The sequence below is a fragment of the Georgenia satyanarayanai genome (assembly GCF_023715365.1).
GTDB lineage: Bacteria > Actinomycetota > Actinomycetes > Actinomycetales > Actinomycetaceae > Oceanitalea > Oceanitalea satyanarayanai_B.
On sequence record NZ_JAMBNZ010000003.1, the window covers coordinates 347,613 to 366,234 of the forward strand.

Sequence of the window (18,622 nt, forward strand, 5' to 3'; positions counted from 1 at the left end):
AGGGTCGGACCAGGGTCACCCCGGATACCGACGACCCACCCACTCACGATCTGCTGGGACCATGGTGGACCTCATCACCGCGCTGCCCGAGGCCTTCAGCCCCGTGCTCCTCGCCCTCACCGCCCTGCTCGCGCTGGCCGAGTCCGCTCTCGGCCTGGGCGTGCTGGTGCCGGGCGAGCTCGCGGTGCTCGTGCTCGGAGCGGCCGCGCAGACCCCGGTCCAGGTGGCCCTCGCGCTCGTCGTCGTCACGGTCGCGGCCTCGACGGCCGACCACATCGGCTACGTCGTCGGGCGCCGCTACGGCGCCCAGCTCCGCGGATCGCGCGTGGTGCGCCGGATGGGCACCGCGCACTGGGACGGTGCGGCGCGGCTTGCCCGACGGCGCGGCGCGACCGCGCTCGTCGTCAGCCGGCTGCTCCCCCTCGTCCGCACCCTCATGCCGGCCGCTGCCGGCGCCGCCCGGATGCGCTACGGCCGCTTCCTCGCCGGCTCGGTCGCGGGCAGCCTGCTGTGGGCCGCGCTCTGGCTCGCCGCCGGCGGGCTGGCCGGCCAGGCACTGCCGGTCGTGGCGGGCTCGCTCGGCCGCGCGGGCTGGGTCGTGCTCGCGGCCGTCGTCCTCACCGCCGGGCTGCTCGTGCTGCACCGCCGCGCCAGGGCCCGCACCGCGGCCCTCGCCGCGCCCGAGCCGTGCCCCGCCGAGCAGCTGCGGACCGAGCGGGTGCTCGAGGGCGCCCGCTGAGCCAGTCAGCCGCGCAGCACGCGCAGGAGAAGCAGCCCCGTCCCGCCGTCGAGGGACCGCAGCGCACCGGTGTCGCGGTAGCCGAGCCGCTCGTAGAGGCGGCGGGCGTCCCGGTTGTCCTCCGCGACGACGATCGCGGCCGCGGCGGCCCCGCGCTCGCGCACCCGCTGCTCGGCCGCGGCGACGAGGAGGCTCCCGATGCCCTCCCCGCGCCGTGCCGGCACGACCTCGAGCGAGCCGATTTCCGGGACGGCCCCGTGGCCCTCGACGAGCACCCCGGTCCACCGGAGGACGACGGTCCCCACCGGCTCCTCGCCGCACCAGGCGGCGAGGAAGCTGCGCCGGCCCGCGGCGGCGTTGGCGAGCTGCTGGGCGTGGTTCCCGGGCACCGTGGCCTCGAGCAGCGGCAGCGCGTCAGCCGTCGCCTCGCGCACCTCCGCGCGTGCCTCGCTTCCCCGCTCCCTCACAGGGGCAAGTGTGCACACCCCTGTCCCCATGTGCGTGCCCGGGCCACCGACGCCAGCCGACAGGCGGGGCACCGTGGCGGCATGCGAGAGTACGAGCGCCCCGCGGAGGCTGTCCCCGTCGACGAGCAAGTCGGCCTTGCCCTCCGGGCCTACCGGCGCGAGCACAGGCTGAGCCAACGGGCTCTGGCGGAGCTGGTGAGCGTCCCTCAGGCGACGATCGCGCGGGTCGAACGCTCAGCGCTGTCGTCCACGTTCGTCACCGTCGTGAGCCTGCTCGCCAGGACCCCGTACTCGCTCGCAGTCGTCGACGCCGACGGGCATCCGGTCACGGCATGGGACGCCACTGACCTGCGGGCTCGCGACCGCTCGGGCCGCCGCTTCCCCGCGAACCGGGAGGTTCAGAAACTCCGCGTGGTCGCCGCCGGCGGCCCACAGTGGTGGGTGTTTCACGAGTTCCTCGGCACCGGGCCCTGCGGCCCCCAGCCCGAGTGGACTGCCGAGGGCTTCGTCGCCCCGGCCGGCACACGATACGGGCGCAAGCCGCGACCCAGAGCGCCAGGTGAGAAGCGGGGCTGGCTGTGAAGCGGCCGATCCGCCCGGGAAGGGGACGTGTTCGCGAGACGTTAGATTGATCCGCCTGGTGGATCAATCTAACGTCCCCCGACAGAGTCTCCCTTCCCGCCACCGGGGGTGGGTACCGGCCCGGCGGGAGGCGAGCCGCCTACCGCGTGACGGCGTAGCGGGCGGTCATCGTGTGCCGCGCGCCGGGCGCGAGGGAGATCGCGGCGTCGAGGGCGTTGGCGGTCTCGACGCACACCATCGAGGGCCACTCGTCGTCGCCGTAGTCCGGCATGGCAGCGGCCTTGTCCACCCACGGGTTCCACACGACGGTGTTCGCGGAGCCGTCCTTGTCGATCCCGATCCGGCGGCCGGCGGACTCGTCGACGACGACGACGGTCCCGGTGCTGCCGTAGACGCGGTCCGTCTCGGCGGTGAAGGCGACGTCCCCTCGCTGAGTGACGTGGTCCGGCGCCCCGCCTGGGGCCTTGTCGAGGTAGGTGGCGCCGTCGAGGCCCTGGACCGTCGTCGTGCGGGCGTCGGCGACGGCGAGGTAGGTGTGGAGCGCCTCCTCGTAGGAGATCTCGCCCTCGCCGGTGTTCTCCACGGTCAGCGCCAGGGTGAGCTCGCGACCGAACGTGACGGTGTAGGTGGCGGTGAAGGCGTGCGGCCAGGCCTGCGCGGCGGGCACGTCGGCGACGTCGGCGTCGGTGAGCTCGAGGGTGAGGGTGACCGCGCCGCCGTCGTCCTCCTCGGCGGCGACGAGCCGCCACGGTGCCAGCCGCGCGAAGCCGTGCGGGGGCGGGGCGAGGCCCGGTTCGCGGCCGGCCCCGAACCAGGGGAAGCAGATCGGCACGCCGCCACGGATCGCCTCGCCCGGGACGAAGCGGGAGGCGTTGCTCACCCACAGGACGGGGTCGGCCCCCGCGGGCGTCCACGCGGTGACGTGCGCGCCGTGGAGGTAGACCTCCCCGGTGGCGAGGGCGGTGGCCACCCGCAGGACGGGCAGGCCACCCTCCCCCTCGGCGGCGGTGACGGAGTCGGGCAGCGCGGTGCTCATGGCCCGACGCTACCGGCGTCCCGCTGCCGCCCGCTCGTGTTGTCAGGACTTGCCCGCGGGCTCCTCCGTGCAGAAGCCCACGAGCTTGTGGCTGCCGTCGCACAGCGGCTTGATCGTCGAGGCCCCGCAGCGGCAGAGGGCCACCGTCTTGCGGGTGCGGGGCATCGCCCGGCCCTCGACGTCGAGGATCGTCACGTCCCCACGCACGATGAGCGGGCCGTTGGGGTAGGCGGTGATCGTCACGCCCTCGTCCCGGTCGGTCATGCGGCGCCCTCGACGGTCAGCGGGCGGACGAGGGAGGAGGTCCCGGCCTTCCACGCCTGGAGGATGCGGTCGCCCATCGCGCCGTCGACGGCGAGGCACGCGGCCGCGCCGAACATGATGTCGGCGGTGAGCTCGGGGCGGTCCTCGGCCAGCGCGCCGGCGAGGTCACGGGCGGCGATCTGCTCGTGGACGGCGTCGGCCTCGACGTGCTCGTCGAAGTAGTGGGTGACCTCCTCGGGGATGCCGTGGCGGCGCATCCCGTCGGCGTAGAGGCGGCAGGGGATCGAGGCGGTCATCTCGTAGGCGGTGAGGTGCCCGACGATCGCGCCGAGGAAGCGGCGGCTGAGCCCGAACATCGACATGACGTTGAAGGAGGCGAGGGTGATCGCGGGGACGTGGTCGACGTAGGTGCCGTACTCCGCGCTCAGCCCCATCCCGCGCAGGGTGGCGGCATAGATCGACTGGTGGACGCGGTCGGGGTGGCCACCGCCGTACTCGTCGGCCTGGATCTCCACGAGCGCGGCCTTGGCACGGCCGGTGAGGCGCGGGATCGCCCAGGTGTGGGGGTCCGCCTCGCGCAGCGTGTAGACGCTGCGCTGGACAAGCATCTCGACGATCTGCTCGTAGCTCGCCTTCTTGGCCACGAACTTGGCCAGCGACGGGCCGCTCGGCTGAGCCGTGAGGGCGAAGAGCGCGTCGGCGACGGCGGAGACCCGCGGCTCCGGGGTGGGCGGCACGGGCACCTGCTCGCGCAGGGCGGCCTCGAACGCGTCCTCGAGGTCGGTACGCAGCCGCACGAGCTCGGGGGTCCACTCGTGCTCGGCGCCGAGCTGGTCGAAGGTGCCGTAGCTGAGGGCGTAGAGGAGGAAGAGGCTGAGCTGGATGTCGTCGTCGCGCACGGCGTCGGTGGTGCGGGTGGCCGCCGCGCGACCGAGGTTCTCCAGCGTCTCCGGGTCCGCCCCGCGGAGCAGCACGTCGAGGAGCGTCGCGCTCACCTCGCCGCGTGGCGTCACGGGCAGCGCCGGCGCTCCCCTGCCGGGCTCGGTCGGGGCGTACGACATCACGGCGCTGCTCAACGGGCGTTCTCCTTCGGGCTCCCGGGGCCCTCCCCGGTCGCACGAGAGTGCCACCGCTCCCACCGGCCCGCACGTCGGGCCGTCAGCCCGCGGCGGCGCGCTCCGCCTCCCGGGCGACCGTCGCGGCGTCGAGGTCCGGGCGCCCGCCGAGCCTCGTCACGGTGAGCGCGGCGGCGGCCGATGCCCACCACCCCGCGGTCTCCGGGTCCGCGCCGTCGAGCAGGCCACGCACGAGCCCGACGACGAAGGCGTCACCGCCACCGGTCACGTCGACGGGGTCCTGCCCGAGCAGCGGGAAGACGCGCGCCCCGCCACGCCAGGCGACGACGTTGCCGGCCTCCCCCGCGCCGAGGGCGACGACGCCGGGCCCTGTCGCGACGAGCTCCCGGGCCGCGTCGAGGACGGCGTCGGCCCCGTCGGGGACGCTGCCGACGTAGGCGGCGAGCTCGTCGTCGTCGGCGCGCAGGACCGAGACCCCGCCCCAGACGTCGGCGAGCGCGCCGGGCTCGTCCGGTGCGCCGTCGAGGACGACGAGGGCGCCGGCCGCGGCACCGAGGCGGACCGTCTCGGCGACGGCGTCGTCGGGCTGCTGGAGGTCGGCGACGACGGCGCGGGCGGCGCCGAGGAGCCGGGCACCGGCGCGGACGTCCGCCGGGGTGAGCAGCGACCCGTCCGGCACGTGCTCGAGCAGCCGGTGGGTGGAGTCGGCCTCGACGACGCCGACGACGAGCGGCGTCGTGCCACGGCGGACGACGGCGGAGACGTCGATCCCGTCCCGCTGCGCCTGGCGCAGGACGAGGTCTGCCGCTGCGTCCTGGCCGACCACCCCCAGGAGCCCGGCGGACAGTCCGAGCTGCCGCGCGCCGACGGCCTGGTTCGCAGCGCCCCCGAGCGTCTCGATGCGCCTCCTCACCGGGACGGACCCGCTCTCCGGCAGCTTCTCCACAGCGACGACGAGGTCCCGGCAGACCAGCCCCACGACGACGACGTCGACCATCGCTCCTCCTCGTCCCACGCGGGCGACGGTGCGCCGCCCGACCCGGCCAGGGTGCGGCACCCCGAACGGGTCCGCCAGCCGCGAGCCGGAGCGAAGAAAAGCGACCGATCTCACACCGCTGCGCGGCTCCGACCCGGAATCGGCACGCCCGGCCGGTCGTTGACCTGGCTGACACCAGACGTACATCCGGGAGGAGAACCGTGTCCCGCCGCAAGCAGGTCGAGTTCGAGGACGACGAGGGGACCACGCTGCGCTACGTCCAGCACCCTAACGGTGGCGGGCTCGTCGAGCGCAGCGCCAAGGTGCACCCGACCGCCTGGGTCTCCCCTACCGCTTACGTCGACCCCGGTGCCCGCGTCGGTGCCGAGGCGCACCTGGACGGCGGGGCCTGGGTGGACCGTGAGGCCGTCGTGGCCGCCCGGGCCCGGGTGGGCAAGAACGTCCATGTCGGCCCGCGTGCCGTCATCGGGCGCGGAGCCCGGCTGCGTGAGGGCGTCAAGGTCGCCCGGGGCGTGCGCGTGCCCGACTTCGCCGTCGTCGAGCCCGACGCCGTCGTCCGCGCCGCCTGACGCCCTGCCTGCCCCCGCCCGCAGCGAACCTCACGCCCGCGAACCGGCCCGCGGTGCGCGTCGTGCGAGGAGCGGGACGGCAGGCTCAAATAGGGCTATGACCACCTCCGAGCAGGACCCGCGCGTCGGCGTCGTCGTCATCACCCACAACCGGCGCACCGAGCTGGACCGCACCCTGCGCCTGCTGCGTGAGCTGCCCGAGGCGCCGCCGGTCGTCGTCGTCGACAACGGCTCGAGCGACGGGACGGCGCAGGCGGTGCGCCGCGACCACCCGTGGGTGACGCTCCTCGAGAGTCGCCGCAACCTCGGTGCGGTGGGCCGCAACCTCGGCGTCCAGCTCCTCGACACCCCCTACGTCGCCTTCTGCGACGACGACACGTGGTGGGACCCGGGCAGCCTCACGGCCGCGGCGGACGCCCTCGACGCCCATCCGGACGTCGCCGTCCTCACCGCGCGGATCGTCGTCGAGCCCGCCGGGACGGAGGACCCCATCGTCGCCGAGCTGCGCGACTCCCCGGTCGAGGGACGCCCTGGTCTGCCCGGGCCGGCGCTCGGCAGCTTCCTCGCGGGCGCGTCCGTCGTGCGGCGCACCGCGTTCCTCGGCGTCGGCGGCTTCCACCCCCGCCTGTGGCTCGGCGGGGAGGAGGAGCTCCTCGCCGCCGACCTGGCCGCCGTCGGGTGGGAGCTGTGCTACCTGTCCACCGCCACCGTCCACCACCACGCCTCGACGGTGCGAGACACGACCAAGCGACTACGCGACGGCGTGCGCAACACGCTGTGGTTCACCTGGCTGCGGCGGCCGCTGCCCGCCGCCCTGCGCCGCACCGTCGTGGTGCTCGGCCAGCTGCGCTCACGCCCCGCGCTCGAGGGCGTGCTCGCCGCGCTCCGCGGGGCACCCTGGGTGCTGACCGAGCGGCGGGTGCTGCCCGCGCACGCCGAGGCACGCTTCCGGGCCCTCGAGCGCTCCCAGGCCGAGTCGACGGCGCGCAGCTACGGCTGACCGGGTCAGGCGCCGGGGGCCTCGAGGTGCACCGTCTTGAGGACGGTCATCTCGGTGAGCAGGTCCGGGCCGTAGCCGGCGCCGGTGCCGCTGTCGCGGCGCGGGTCGGCCGAGCCGCCCGGCGCGCCACCGAAGACGCCGTTGACCTTGACCGTGCCCACCTCCAGCTCTTCCGCGGCGTGCAGCGCGCGACCGAGGTCCGGGGTGAGGACGGTCGCGGCCAGCCCGTACCGGCTCTCGCCCGCGAGCGCGAGCGCCGTGTCGAAGTCCGGCACACGCACGATCGCGGCCACCGGCCCGAAGGTCTCCTCGGCGACGGCGTCCACCTCCGGCGCGCAGTGGTCGAGGACCGTGGGCGGGTAGAAGCTGCCCGGCCGGTCCAGGGGCGCGCCGCCGGTGATGCACCGGGCGCCGGCGTCCAGCGCCGCACGCACGTGACCGTCGACGACGGCGAGCTGCTCGGCGTCGACGAGGGGACCGAGCGTCGTGGCCAGGTCGGCCGGGTCCCCGACGACGAGCTCGCGCGCGACGTCGGCGAGCTGGGAGACGACGGCGTCGGCGACGTCGTCGTGGACGTACACGCGCTCGACGGAGGTGCAGATCTGCCCGGTGTTGGTGAAGGCGCCGGTCGCGATCTGCTCGGCCGCCCACCGCGGGTCGACGCCGGAGTCGACGACGATGGCGTCCGCGCCGCCGTTCTCGAGGAGCACCTTCGCCCCGCGCGCCCCGGCAACGGCGGCGATGCGCCGGCCGGCCACCGTCGAGCCCACGTGCGCGACCAGGGCCACGCGCTCGTCGGCGACGAGCGCGGCACCGGTCTCGCCGTCACCGTTGACGATGTTGAGGACCCCGGCGGGCAGCGCGTCGGCGATGAGCCGGGCCATCTCCCAGCCCGGCGCTGCCGAGCGCTCCGAGGGCTTGTGCACCACGGTGTTGCCGGTGACGAGCGCGGCGGCCAGCAGGCCTGCCGCGGCCGGGAACGGGTCGTTCCAGGGGGTGATGACGGCGACGACGCCGCGCGGCTCGCGGCGCACGACGTCCAGCGCCGCCGTGGCCCCGGCGAGCGTGCGGCCGGCCGGGCCGAGGCCCGTCGTCGCCGCCTCCTCCAGGAGGTCGGCGGCCACGGTGGCCGACTCGACCGTCTGGCCGAGCAACCGGCCGGTCGCCGCGGTGAGCAGCGCGCCGAGCCGGTCGGCATCGGCGCGGACGGCGGCCGCAGCCGCGCGTAGCGCTGCCGCGCGCTCCGCCGGTGCCGTACGGCGCCAGTCGGAGCGTGCCCGCCAGGCGGCGTCGACCGCGGTGGACACCTCCTCCGCCGTCGCCGGCACGAGCGTCGTCACCGCTCCCGAGCCGCTCGGGTCCTCGCGGCGCAGGCGCCGCGACCCGGTGGCCTCCGCGACCCGTCCATCCACCAGGTGGACGGCAAGCTCTGCGGTGCGGACGGGGGCGGTCTCGGTCGTCGTCACGGGTGGGGTCTCCTTGTCGAAGTGCGAGAAGTGCTTCTCTCGGGCAGCGTGAGCAGCGAATCACCTATAGGTGACTCCGACCAGCCAGGAGGCCACGTATGCGAGTTCTCGGCGTCAACGCGCTGTTCCACGACCCTTCAGCCACTCTCGTCATCGACGGCAAGGTCGTCGCCGCGGCAGAGGAGGAGCGCTTCAGCAGGCGCAAGCACGGCAAGCGTCCGGTGCCGTTCTCGGCGTGGGAGCTGCCCGAGCTGTCGATGCGCTGGTGCCTCGAGCAGGCCGGCCTGGAGCCCAAGGACCTCGACGCCGTCGCCTACTCCTTCGACCCCTCCCTCGCGCGGCCCGCGCACGAGATGGGCCTGGACGACCCGTGGGACCACCTGCGCCTCACCTACGCCGAGCGCGCCCCGCAGTTCCTCGCCGCCGCGCTGCCGGGGCTCGACCCCGACAAGGTCGTCTTCGTCCCCCACCACGTGGCCCACGCCGCCTCCGGCGCCCTCGCCTCCCCGCACGCGAGCTCCAGCGTCCTCGTCCTCGACGGCCGCGGCGAGCACGCCTCCCACCTCGCCGGCCGCTACACCAAGGGCAAGCTGGAGACCCTCGCCGGGCAGCAGCTGCCCCACTCCCTGGGCCTGCTGTACGAGTCGCTCACCGAGCACCTCGGCTTCCTGCGCTCCTCCGACGAGTACAAGGTCATGGCCCTGGCCTCCTACGGCCGGCCCCGCTTCCTCGAGGAGCTGCGCGAGACCATCCACGCCACCGAGGACGGCGGCTTCCAGGCCCCCGTCCCGGACTGGTCGCGGTGGGTGGAGCCGCGCGTCGATGACGGCACCTGGGGTGGCCCTCACGCCGACCTCGCCTGCTCGGTCCAGGCACGCCTGGAGGAGGTCCTCGTCGACCTCGCGACCTGGCTCCACGAGCAGACCGGCGACACCGCGCTGACGATGGCGGGCGGCACCGCGCTCAACTGCGTGGCCAACTCCCGCATCTGGCGCGAGACCCCCTTCGAGGACGTGTGGGTGCAGCCCGCTGCCGGCGACGCCGGCACCTCGCTGGGCGCCGCCCTGCAGGTGGCCGCGGACCGCGGGTCCGAGCCGCGCCCGATCGCCGGCGCGGACCTGGGCCGCGGATGGAGCGACGACGAGCTCGCCGAGTGGCTCACGACGGCGAAGGTCCCCTTCACCACCCCCGACGACCTCCCCGAGCAGGTGGCCGAGGTGCTCGCCGGCAACGGCGTCATCGCCTGGTTCGACGGCCGCAGCGAGTTCGGCCCGCGCGCGCTCGGCCACCGCTCCCTGCTCGCCCACCCGGGCCTGGAGGAGAACCTCGAGCGCATCAACGACGTCAAGGGCCGCGAGCAGTTCCGTCCCGTCGCGCCCATGGTCCTCGCCGACCGCGCCGAGGAGATCTTCACCGACGGCCCCATCCCCAGCCCCTACATGCTCTTCGTCCACTCCGTGCGCCCGGAGTGGCGCGACCGGATCCCCGCGGCCGTCCACGTCGATGGCACCGCGCGCATCCAGACCGTCGACCCCGAGCGCCAGCCCCGCCTCGGTGCGACGATCGCGGCCTTCGCCGAGCGCACCGGCCTGCCGGTCGTCATCAACACAAGTCTCAACACGGCCGGACGGCCCATGGTGGACGACCCCCGCGACGCGCTGGAGCTCTTCGGCTCCGCGCCGGTCGACCTCCTCGTCCTCGGCCCCCACGTCGTCCGCCGCTCCGAGCTCTTCGCCGCCCACGAGGCGGCCGGGGCGGCGGTGACGGACGACGCCGCGATGGCTGTCGCGTGAGCGACTACACCGTCGTCCTGCCGACAGTCGGCCGCCCATCACTCCGGGAGGTGCTCACCGACCTCCTCGGCCAGGACGGGCCCGCCCCTGGACGCGTCGTGCTCGTCGACGACCGTCCCCTCGACCAGGCCGAGCCCCTGGACCTGCCCGAGGGTGAGGTCCCGCTCGACGTCATCCGTTCCGGTGGCCGCGGCCCCGCCGCCGCCCGCAACGCGGGCTGGCGGGCCGCCACCACCGAGTGGGTCGCCTTCCTCGACGACGACGTGCGCCTCCCCGCCGGCTGGGCCACCCGCCTGGCCGCGGACCTCGCGGCTGCCGGGCCGCGGGTGGGCGCCACGCAGGGCCGGATCACCGTCCCGCTGCCCGAGCACCGCCGTCCGACCGACTGGGAGCGCAACACCGCGGGTCTGGAGACGGCGCTGTGGGCGACGGCGGACATGGCCTACCGCCGCGCCGCCCTCGCCGCGGTCCACGGCTTCGACGAGCGCTTCCCCCGCGCCTACCGGGAGGACGCCGACCTCGCCCTGCGCGTGACCCAGGCCGGCTGGGAGCTGGTCCGCGGGGAGCGCGAGATCCTCCACCCGGTCCGTCCCGCGGACGACGCCGTGAGCCTGCGGATGCAGGCGGGCTCGGGCTCCGACGCGCTCATGCGGGCGCTGCACGGCCCCACCTGGCGTGAGATCGGCGGGACCGGGCGCGGCCGGTTCCGGTGGCACGTCGCCACCGTGGCTGCGGGAAGCGCCTCCGCCCTCCTCGCGGCAGCCGGTCGCCGTCGCGCCGCCACCGTGGCCGCCGCGACGTGGGCGGCGCTCACCGCCGACTTCGCCGCGCGCCGCGTCGCGCCCGGGCCCCGTCCGGGCGAGGAGGGCTGGGCCGCGGAGTGGCGGCGCATGGCCTGGACGAGCGTGGCCATCCCGTGGTCCGCGGTGTGGCACCGGCTGCACGGGACGGTCCGCTTCCGCGACGTGCCCGCGTGGCCACCACCGGTGCGCGCCGCCCTGCTCGACCGCGACGGCACGATCGTCGAGGACGTCCCCTACAACGGAGACCCGGCCAAGGTCCGCACCGTGGCCGGTGCCGCGGAGTCGCTGCGCCGGTTGCGCGCGGGCGGGCTGCTCATCGGGATGGTGACCAACCAGTCGGGCATCGCCCGCGGCCTCATCGCGCCCGAGGACGTCGGGCGGGTCAACGAGCGCGTCCAGGACCTCCTGGGCTCCTTCGACGTCGTCGAGCACTGCCCGCACGGTCCCGAGGACGGGTGCACCTGCCGCAAGCCCGGCCCGGGCATGGTGCTGCGCGCCGCGCGTGCGCTGGGCGTCGAGCCGCACGAGTGCGTCGTCGTCGGGGACATCGGCGCCGACGTCGGTGCCGCCCGAGCCGCCGGCGCCCGCTCCGTCCTCGTCCCCACACCGGTCACCCGGGAGGAGGAGGTCGAGCAGGCCGAGCACGTCGCCGCGGACCTCTCCTCCGCCGTCGACCTCGTCCTCGCCCTGGCGGGTGAGGGCCGGTGACGACCCTGGCCGTGCGCCTCGACAACGACGGCGACGTCCTCCTCACGGGGCCCGCCGTCCGCGCCCTCGCCGCCCACGACGACGTCGACCTCCTGGCCGCCCCGTCCGGGGCCGCGGCCGCGCGGCTGCTGCCGGGGGTGCGGGACGTGCTCGTCGTCGCGGCCCCCTGGTCCGGCTACCGCCCGCCGGCGGTCGACCCGGCAGCGATCGAGGAGCTCGTCGCGACCCTCGCGGAGCGCCGCTACGACCGGGCGGTCATCTTCACCTCCTTCCACCAGAGCCCGCTGCCGATGGCGCTCCTGGCGAAGCTGGCGGGGATCGGGCACGTCGCCGCGACGAGCGTCGACTACCCCGGATCGCTGCTCGAGGTGCGCCACCAGCGCCCCGAGGGTCTCCACGAGGCCGAGGCCGCCCTCGACCTCGCCCGTGCCGCCGGCGCGGAGCTCCCAGGCGGCGACGACGGGCGCCTCGCCGTCCGCCGCCCCCTCCCCGACGTCCGCCCCCTCCTCCCCGACAGCGCACTTACCGCCGACAGCCGGATCTCTCCCCACGAGGAATCCCGCTCCCGGCGAGAAGGGGGCGCGACCCCCGCGGAGGAGTCCGGCTCTCGGCGAGAGAGCGGTGGGCGCTCTCGGCGAGCGGGGAGCGACCACGCGCGGCCGTACGTCGTGCTGCACCCGGGGGCCTCGGTGCCGGCGCGGGCCATCGCACCGGAGCACGCCGGCGCGATCGCGGCCGCGCTGGCGGCGGCGGGGTGGGACGTGGTCGTCACTGGTGGGCCTGGCGAGACGCCCCTGCCCGCCGGCCCGGGCGTCCACGACCTCACCGGCCGGACCGACCTGCCCCAGCTCGCGGCGGTGCTCGACGGCGCCGCGTGCGTCGTCGTCGGCAACACCGGCCCCGCCCACCTGGCGGCCGCCGTCGGCACGCCCGTCGTCTCCCTCTTCTCCCCGGTGGTGCCCGCCGAGCGGTGGGCACCGTACGGGGTGCCGACCGTCGTCCTTGGCGACCAGCACGCCGCCTGCGCCGGCACCCGCGCCCGGGAGTGCCCGGTACCCGGCCACCCGTGCCTCAGCGGCATCAGTCCCCACCACGTCGTGGACGCCGTCGCGTCCCTCGTCCCCCAGGAGGTCATGGCGTGAAGGTCGCCATCTGGCACGTCCACGGGTCCTGGCTGACCCCCTTCGTCACCGGCCCCGACGAGTACCTCGTCCCGGTGCTCCCCGACCGCGGGCCGGACGGTCAGGGCCGGGCGCGCACGTGGGACTGGCCCCCGAACGCCCGCGAGCTCAGCCCCGCCCAGCTGCGGGAGGAGGGCTGCGACGTCGTCGTCCTCCAGCGGCCCCACGAGGTCACGCTCTTCGAGGAGTGGACCGGACTGCGCCCGGGCAGGGACGTGCCGGCCGTGTACGTCGAGCACAACACCCCGAACGGCGACGCCGTGCGCACCCGCCACCCGCTCGCGGACCGCGGCGACATCCCGATCGTCCACGTCACCCACTTCAACGCGCTCGTGTGGGACTGCGGCCGCGCGCCGACGACGGTCATCGACCACGGCGTCCTCGACCCCGGGTACCTGTACACGGGCGAGGAGGAGCGGGTCGGCGTCGTCGTCAACGAGCCGGTGCGCCGGTGGCGGGTGGCGGGCACCGACGTCGTGCTCGACCTGTCGCGGACCGTCCCGCTCGCCGTGTACGGGATGGGGATGGCGGCCCTCGAGGAGCACGCCCCGCACCTGGCGGGGCACCTGCACGAGGACGTCCGCCAGTCCGAGATGCACCCGCTGCTCGGCCGGCAGCGCGCCTACCTGCACCCCTACCGGTGGACCTCGCTCGGGCTCTCGCTCATCGAGGCGATGATGATCGGCCTGCCGGTCCTCGCCCTGGCGACGACGGCGGCTCCCGAGGCCGTCCCCGCGGACGCCGGCGTCGTGTCCGCGGACCCGCGGGTGCTCGAGGAGGCGGCGCTGCGCTGGCTCGCCGACCCCGCCGAGGCACGGGAGCGCGGGCAGGCCGCCCGCCGCCACGCCACCGAGGCTTTCTCCGCCGTCCGCTTCCTCGCGGACTGGCAGTCGTTGCTGAAGGAGGTCGTCCGATGAGGATCGCGATGGTGTCGGAGCACGCCAGCCCGCTGGCGGCGCTCGGTGGTGAGGACGCCGGCGGGCAGAACGTCCACGTGGCAGCCCTCGCTGCCGCGCTCGCCCGGCGGGGCCACGACGTCGCCGTCTACACCCGCCGGGACGACCCCGACCTGCCCGAGCAGGTGGAGATGCTGCCCGGTGTGCGGGTGGTCCACGTCCCCGCCGGTCCGGCGCGCGTGCTGCCCAAGGACCACCTGCTGCCCTACATGCCCGAGCTCGGCCGGTGGCTGGCCCGCCGCTGGGCGGACGGTGATCGGCCCGACGTCGTCCACTCCCACTTCTGGATGTCCGGGCTCGCCGCGCTCGAGGCAGCCGCGCAGGTGCCCGTACCGGTCGTCCACACCTTCCACGCCCTGGGCACCGTCAAGCGCCGCCACCAGGGCGCCAAGGACACGAGCCCCGCCGGCCGGGTCGAGGCGGAGGCACGCGTGGCCACCGAGGCGGACCTCGTCGTCGCGACGTGCAGCGACGAGGTCGCCGAGCTCGAGGCGATGGGCGTGGACCGGTCACGGGCGCGCGTCGTGCCCTGCGGGGTTGACGTCCAGCTCTTCAGCCCCGACGGCGAGGTCCACCCCCCGCGCGGCGACCACCCCTTCCGGCTGCTCTCGATCGGGCGGCTCGTCGAGCGCAAGGGCGTGGAGACCGTCGTCGCCGCCCTGCCGCTGCTGCCCGACGTCGAGCTGCTCGTCGCGGGCGGTCCCGACCAGTCCCAGATCCCCACCGACCCCGAGGCCCGGCGCCTGCACGCCCTCGCGGAGGAGCTCGGGGTCGCCGATCGGGTGTATTTCGTCGGCTCCGCGTCACGCACCGAGGTGCCGGCGCTCATCCGCTCCGCGGACATCGTCGTCGCGACCCCCTGGTACGAGCCCTTCGGGATCGTGCCGCTCGAGGCGGCCGCCTGCGGGCGCCCGCTCGTGGGCAGCGCCGTCGGCGGGCTGCTCGACTCGGTCGAGGACGGCCGCACCGGCACCCTTGTCCCCCCGCGCGACCCCGACGCGCTCGCCGCGGCGATCACCCGCCTCCTCGTCGACCCGGAGCTGCGTGCCCGCTACGGCGAGGCCGCCCGCGCGCGGGCCGAGGAGCGCTTCAGCTGGGAGCGCGTGGCAGCGGCGACCGAGGCCGCATACGCCGAGGTCCGCGCCGCCCGCACCACGACGTCCCGGAAGGCGGCGACCGCATGAGCGCCCAGGACTGGATCGACGAGCACCGGGCCGAGCTCGAGACGGCCCTCGACTTCCTCCGGGACCACGCCGGCACGTTGGAGCAGTGGGCCACTGTGCTCGCCGAGCGGCTGCCCGGCGGCGCGCGCCTGCTCGCGGCGGGCAACGGCGGCAGCGCCGCGGAGGCCCAGCATCTCACCTCCGAGCTCGTCGGCCGCTTCCTCCACGACCGCCGCTCCTTCTCGGCGATCTCGCTGTGCGCGGAGTCCTCGAGCGTCAGCGCGATCGTCAACGACTACGGCGCCGAGGAGATGTTCGCGCGGCAGGTCGAGGGGCACGGCCGTGCCGGCGACGTCCTCGTGCTCCTGTCGACCTCCGGCAAGAGCCCCAACGTGCTCCGCGCCGCCGAGCGCGCCCGCGAGCTCGGGCTCACCGTCTGGGGGCTCACCGGCCCGGCGCCCAACCCGCTCGCCGAGCTGTGCAACGACGCGCTGTGCGTCGACGCGCCCTCGACGGCGGCGGTCCAGGAGGGCCATCTCGTCGCCATCCACGCCCTGTGCGCCACCCTCGACCGCCATCTCGGCGTGGGGGAGGCGGAGGAATCCGGCTCTCGGCGCGAGGACGGGCCCGAGGAATCTGGCTCTCGGCGCGAGGAGGAGGCACCGCGCGAAGGGGTAACCCTGCGCCGACAGTCGGATTCCTCCGCCCCGCACGTCGTCGTGGTCGGGGACGTCGTCCTCGACGCGGACGTCGACGGCCAGGTCACGCGCCTGTCCCCCGACGCCCCCGTCCCGGTCCTCGACGTGAGCGCCACCCGTCACAGCCCGGGCGGCGCCGGCCTCGCGGCGCTCCTGTGCACCGGCCGCGTCACCCTCGTCGCACCCATCGCCGACGACGAGCACGGTGACCGCCTCGTCGCCGAGCTCGAGGAGCACCTCACAGTCCTGCGCCTGCCCCACGAGGGCGGCACCCGTCGCAAGACGCGCATCCGCAGCGGCGGCCAGTCCCTCGTCCGCGTTGACGACGGCGGCCCCGGCACCCCTGGCGAGGGCCTCCCGCTCGAGGAGGTGGCCCAGGTGCTCGCGAGCGCCGACGCCGTCCTCGTCTCCGACTACGGCGCCGGCACCACCCACCACCCCGGGCTGCGGCAGCTGCTGGCAGACGCCGCCCGCCGCACGCGGCTCGTGTGGGACCCCCATCCCCGGGGCGGCGCCCCGGTGCCCGGCGCGGCCCTCGTCACCCCCAACCTCAGCGAGGCGCGCGCCGCCGCCGAGCGCCCCGACGCGCCGGCCGACGTCGCCGCCGCCGCGCTGCGCACCACGTGGCAGGCACGCGGGGTGTGCGTGACGGCCGGCGCGGACGGCGCGTTCCTCGCCGCGCACGATGACGAGACGAGCTACGTCCCCGCCGTCGCCACCCACGGCGGTGACCCCTGCGGTGCGGGCGACCGCTTCGCCGCGAGCGCCGCCAGCGCGCTGGCGTCCGGCGCGCTGCTGTCCGAGGCGGTCGAGTCTGCCGTCGCGGACGCCTCGGCCTGGGTGGCGGCAGGTGGGGCCGAGGGCTTCCGCGGCCGCCGCCAGCCCGCCGGCGACCCCGTCCAGACCCCCGAGGCGCCCACCGGGCGCGGCGGCGTCCTCAGGGCCGAGCCGCACGCGCTGCGCGAGCTGGCGACCCGCCTGCGCGGGGACGGGGCGACGGTCGTCGCAACCGGTGGCTGCTTCGACATCGTCCACGCCGGCCACGTCGCCACGCTGCAGGCGGCGCGCCGGCTCGGTGACAGGCTCGTCGTCCTCATGAACTCCGACGCCTCGGTCACGCGCCTCAAGGGGCCGGGCCGGCCGGTCGTGCCCGCGGCCGACCGCGCCAAGGTGCTCGAGGCGCTGGACTGCGTGGACGCCGTCGTCGTCTTCGACGACGACGACCCCCGCGGCACGCTCACCCACCTGCGGCCCGACATCTGGGCCAAGGGCGGGGACTACGGCGGCAGACCGCTGCCGGAGACGGAGGTCGTGCAGGAGCACGGCGGCCGGGTCGTCCTGCTGCCCTACCTGGGTGGCCGGTCGACGACATCCATCATCAACCGCTCCGAGCAGGCCGCCCAGGCCGCGGAGCACACACGGTCAACGGGAGGAGCAGGGTGAACGCACGCGAGGTAGGAACGGTCTACGTCACCGGAGGGGCAGGAGGCCTGGGGGCCGCCGTCGTCGAGGCGGTGAGGGCGGCGGGTGGCCGCCCGGCCGTCATCGACCGGGTCGCGCCCGCCGGGGACGTGCCGCACGTCGTGGCGGACCTCAGCGACTGGGACGCGGCGACGGCCGCAGTCGCCTCGCTCGTCGAGCAGGTGGGGCCGCCGACGGCGGTCGTCACGGCGGCGGGGACCGACGCGTGCGGGCCGATCCTGGACATCGACCCCGCGGACTGGCGGCGGGTCATCGACGTCAACCTCCTCGGGACGGTCGCCGTCGTACGCGCCGCCCTGCCCCACCTCGAGGCGAGCCGCGGCACCGTCGTCACCGTCTCCTCGACGCTCGGCCTCAAGGGCGCCGACGCGGCGACGGCCTACTCCGCCTCGAAGTTCGCGATCCGCGGCTTCTCGCAGGCGCTGGCCGCCGAGTACGCCGGGCGGGTGGGCGTCACGTGCCTCGTGCCGGGCGGGATGCGCACTGCCTTCTTCGACGGGCGCGACGAGCGCTTCAAGCCCGGCCCGAACCAGGACCTCAACGACCCGGCCAGCACCGCCGGTGCCGTCCTCATGGCGCTGCAGCAGCCGGTGGGGAGCGAAATCCGCGAGATGCTCGTCATGGCCTCCGGCGAGCCGTCGTGGCCTTAGCCGGTCTGGGGCCCGGCGACGTCCTCGTCCTGCGCGCGCTCGGCCTCGGTGACGCGCTCACCGGGGTCGCGGCGCTGCGCGGGGTGCGGCGGGCGTGGCCGGGCCGGCGCGTCGTGCTGGCCGGCCCCGAGGGGATCGGCGGGTGGTTCGTCCGGCTCGGGCTCGTCGACGCCGTCGTCCCCACCGTGGGGCTCGACCAGCCGCTGGCCGTGGGCGGGGCGGGCAGTCACGTGGCCGTCAACCTCCACGGCCGGGGGCCGCAGAGCCACCGGCTGCTCGGGGCGACGGGCCCGTCCCGGCTCGTCGCCTTCGCCAGCCCGGAGGCCGGCCACCCCGCCTCCGCCGACGACGTCGCCCCGGAGTTCCGCGCCGACGAGCACGAGGTGGCGCGCTGGTGCCGGCTGCTCACCGCCGCGGGCGGCGGGTGCGGGCCGGAGGACCTGCGCCTGCCCGTCGAGCCGGCGGAGGGCGTCGCGGACGCGGTGCTGCTCCACCCGGGCGCGGCGTCCGGGTCGCGCCGCTGGCCTGCCGAGCGCTGGCATGAGCTGGCTCAGCGGTTGAGCGGCGCCGGGCACCGGGTGCTGGTGACCGGTTCGGCCGGGGAGGCGGAGCTGTGCGCGGAGGTGGCCGGCGACGTCGGCCGGTCGGTGGCCGGCGAGCACGACGTCCCGGGCCTGGCCGCCCTCGTGGCCGGTGCGCGGCTGCTCGTGTGCGGGGACACCGGGGTGGCGCACGTGGCCACGGGCGTCGGCACGCCCTCGGTGCTCCTCTTCGGCCCCACCCCGCCGACGACCTGGGGGCCGGCGATCGACACCGAGCGGCACCTCGTCCTGTGGCACGGCGACGGCACGGGCGACCCGCACGCCGCGGAGCTCGACCCGGCCCTGGCCGCGATCACGGTCGACGAGGTGGAGGAAGCGGCCGCCGCGCTCCTCATCCTCCAGCCCGCCCACTGACCTCCCCGCTTCTCCTCCGACCTCCCCCCTCGCACC

The 18,622-nt window shown here is 75.9% G+C and carries 18 protein-coding genes; 12 read left to right on the top strand and 6 right to left on the bottom strand.

Annotated elements, in window-relative coordinates; genetic code table 11:
• Positions 1-61 precede the first annotated feature (61 nt).
• Entirely contained in the window at positions 62-739 is a 678-nt protein-coding gene (locus M3148_RS05845; protein ID WP_251303739.1) for a DedA family protein, read from the top strand.
• Between the two features lie 5 nt (positions 740-744).
• Here M3148_RS05845 and M3148_RS05850 read toward each other — a convergent pair whose 3' ends face one another.
• Positions 745-1,206 (bottom strand): GNAT family N-acetyltransferase, encoded by a 462-nt coding sequence (locus M3148_RS05850; RefSeq protein ID WP_251303740.1) that lies wholly within the window; start codon positions 1,204-1,206, stop codon positions 745-747.
• Between the two features lie 81 nt (positions 1,207-1,287).
• Here M3148_RS05850 and M3148_RS05855 point away from each other — a divergent pair, with 81 nt between their 5' ends.
• Positions 1,288-1,788, top strand: a complete 501-nt coding sequence (locus M3148_RS05855; RefSeq protein ID WP_251303741.1) for a helix-turn-helix domain-containing protein — start codon at positions 1,288-1,290, stop codon at positions 1,786-1,788.
• Positions 1,789-1,927: 139 nt separating this feature from the next.
• Here the strand turns inward: M3148_RS05855 and M3148_RS05860 are convergent, their stop codons facing one another.
• From M3148_RS05860 to M3148_RS05875, 4 genes are all read right to left on the bottom strand, one after another.
• Positions 1,928-2,824 (bottom strand): D-hexose-6-phosphate mutarotase, encoded by an 897-nt coding sequence (locus M3148_RS05860; RefSeq protein WP_251303742.1) that lies wholly within the window; start codon positions 2,822-2,824, stop codon positions 1,928-1,930.
• A gap of 42 nt (positions 2,825-2,866) precedes the next feature.
• Positions 2,867-3,088, bottom strand: coding sequence for a CDGSH iron-sulfur domain-containing protein (locus M3148_RS05865; RefSeq protein WP_251303743.1), 222 nt, complete (start codon positions 3,086-3,088; stop codon positions 2,867-2,869).
• Entirely contained in the window at positions 3,085-4,149 is a 1,065-nt protein-coding gene (locus tag M3148_RS05870; protein WP_440136903.1) for an iron-containing redox enzyme family protein, read from the bottom strand. The genes M3148_RS05865 and M3148_RS05870 overlap by 4 nt, the downstream gene beginning before the upstream one ends.
• A 97-nt stretch (positions 4,150-4,246) precedes the next feature.
• Positions 4,247-5,179: a PfkB family carbohydrate kinase gene (locus M3148_RS05875; RefSeq protein WP_251303745.1), complete on the bottom strand. Its 933-nt coding sequence runs from the start codon at positions 5,177-5,179 to the stop codon at positions 4,247-4,249.
• 182 nt (positions 5,180-5,361) lie between these two features.
• On the opposite strand from M3148_RS05875, the gene M3148_RS18120 reads away from it, so the two are divergent.
• On the top strand, positions 5,362-5,730 hold the full coding sequence (locus M3148_RS18120; RefSeq protein ID WP_251303746.1) for a transferase: 369 nt from the start codon (positions 5,362-5,364) through the stop codon (positions 5,728-5,730).
• A 97-nt stretch (positions 5,731-5,827) separates the two neighbouring features.
• Positions 5,828-6,730: a glycosyltransferase family 2 protein gene (locus M3148_RS05885; RefSeq protein WP_251303747.1), complete on the top strand. Its 903-nt coding sequence runs from the start codon at positions 5,828-5,830 to the stop codon at positions 6,728-6,730.
• 5 nt (positions 6,731-6,735) lie between these two features.
• On the opposite strand, the gene M3148_RS05890 is transcribed toward M3148_RS05885, so the two are convergent.
• Complete coding sequence (locus M3148_RS05890; protein ID WP_251303748.1) at positions 6,736-8,196, bottom strand: aldehyde dehydrogenase family protein; 1,461 nt, start codon at positions 8,194-8,196, stop codon at positions 6,736-6,738.
• A 98-nt stretch (positions 8,197-8,294) separates the two neighbouring features.
• On the opposite strand from M3148_RS05890, the gene M3148_RS05895 reads away from it, so the two are divergent.
• The 8 genes from M3148_RS05895 to M3148_RS05935 are packed head-to-tail and all read left to right on the top strand — an operon-like array spanning position 8,295 to position 18,586.
• Positions 8,295-9,989 (top strand): carbamoyltransferase family protein, encoded by a 1,695-nt coding sequence (locus M3148_RS05895; RefSeq protein ID WP_251303749.1) that lies wholly within the window; start codon positions 8,295-8,297, stop codon positions 9,987-9,989.
• Positions 9,986-11,500 (top strand): HAD-IIIA family hydrolase, encoded by a 1,515-nt coding sequence (locus M3148_RS18270; protein ID WP_251303750.1) that lies wholly within the window; start codon positions 9,986-9,988, stop codon positions 11,498-11,500. The genes M3148_RS05895 and M3148_RS18270 overlap by 4 nt, the downstream gene beginning before the upstream one ends.
• Positions 11,497-12,642 (top strand): glycosyltransferase family 9 protein, encoded by a 1,146-nt coding sequence (locus tag M3148_RS05905; protein ID WP_251303751.1) that lies wholly within the window; start codon positions 11,497-11,499, stop codon positions 12,640-12,642. The genes M3148_RS18270 and M3148_RS05905 overlap by 4 nt, the downstream gene beginning before the upstream one ends.
• Entirely contained in the window at positions 12,639-13,598 is a 960-nt protein-coding gene (locus M3148_RS05910) for a glycosyltransferase (protein ID WP_251303752.1), read from the top strand. Before M3148_RS05905 ends, M3148_RS05910 begins: the two co-directional genes overlap by 4 nt.
• On the top strand, positions 13,595-14,821 hold the full coding sequence (locus M3148_RS05915) for a glycosyltransferase (protein WP_251303753.1): 1,227 nt from the start codon (positions 13,595-13,597) through the stop codon (positions 14,819-14,821). Before M3148_RS05910 ends, M3148_RS05915 begins: the two co-directional genes overlap by 4 nt.
• On the top strand, positions 14,818-16,941 hold the full coding sequence (locus M3148_RS05925) for a PfkB family carbohydrate kinase (protein WP_306469902.1): 2,124 nt from the start codon (positions 14,818-14,820) through the stop codon (positions 16,939-16,941). The genes M3148_RS05915 and M3148_RS05925 overlap by 4 nt, the downstream gene beginning before the upstream one ends.
• On the top strand, positions 16,938-17,630 hold the full coding sequence (locus M3148_RS05930; RefSeq protein ID WP_251303754.1) for an SDR family oxidoreductase: 693 nt from the start codon (positions 16,938-16,940) through the stop codon (positions 17,628-17,630). The genes M3148_RS05925 and M3148_RS05930 overlap by 4 nt, the downstream gene beginning before the upstream one ends.
• A complete protein-coding gene (locus tag M3148_RS05935; protein ID WP_251303755.1) occupies positions 17,621-18,586 on the top strand; it encodes a glycosyltransferase family 9 protein in 966 nt (321 codons plus the stop codon). Before M3148_RS05930 ends, M3148_RS05935 begins: the two co-directional genes overlap by 10 nt.
• Positions 18,587-18,622: the final 36 nt, after the last annotated feature.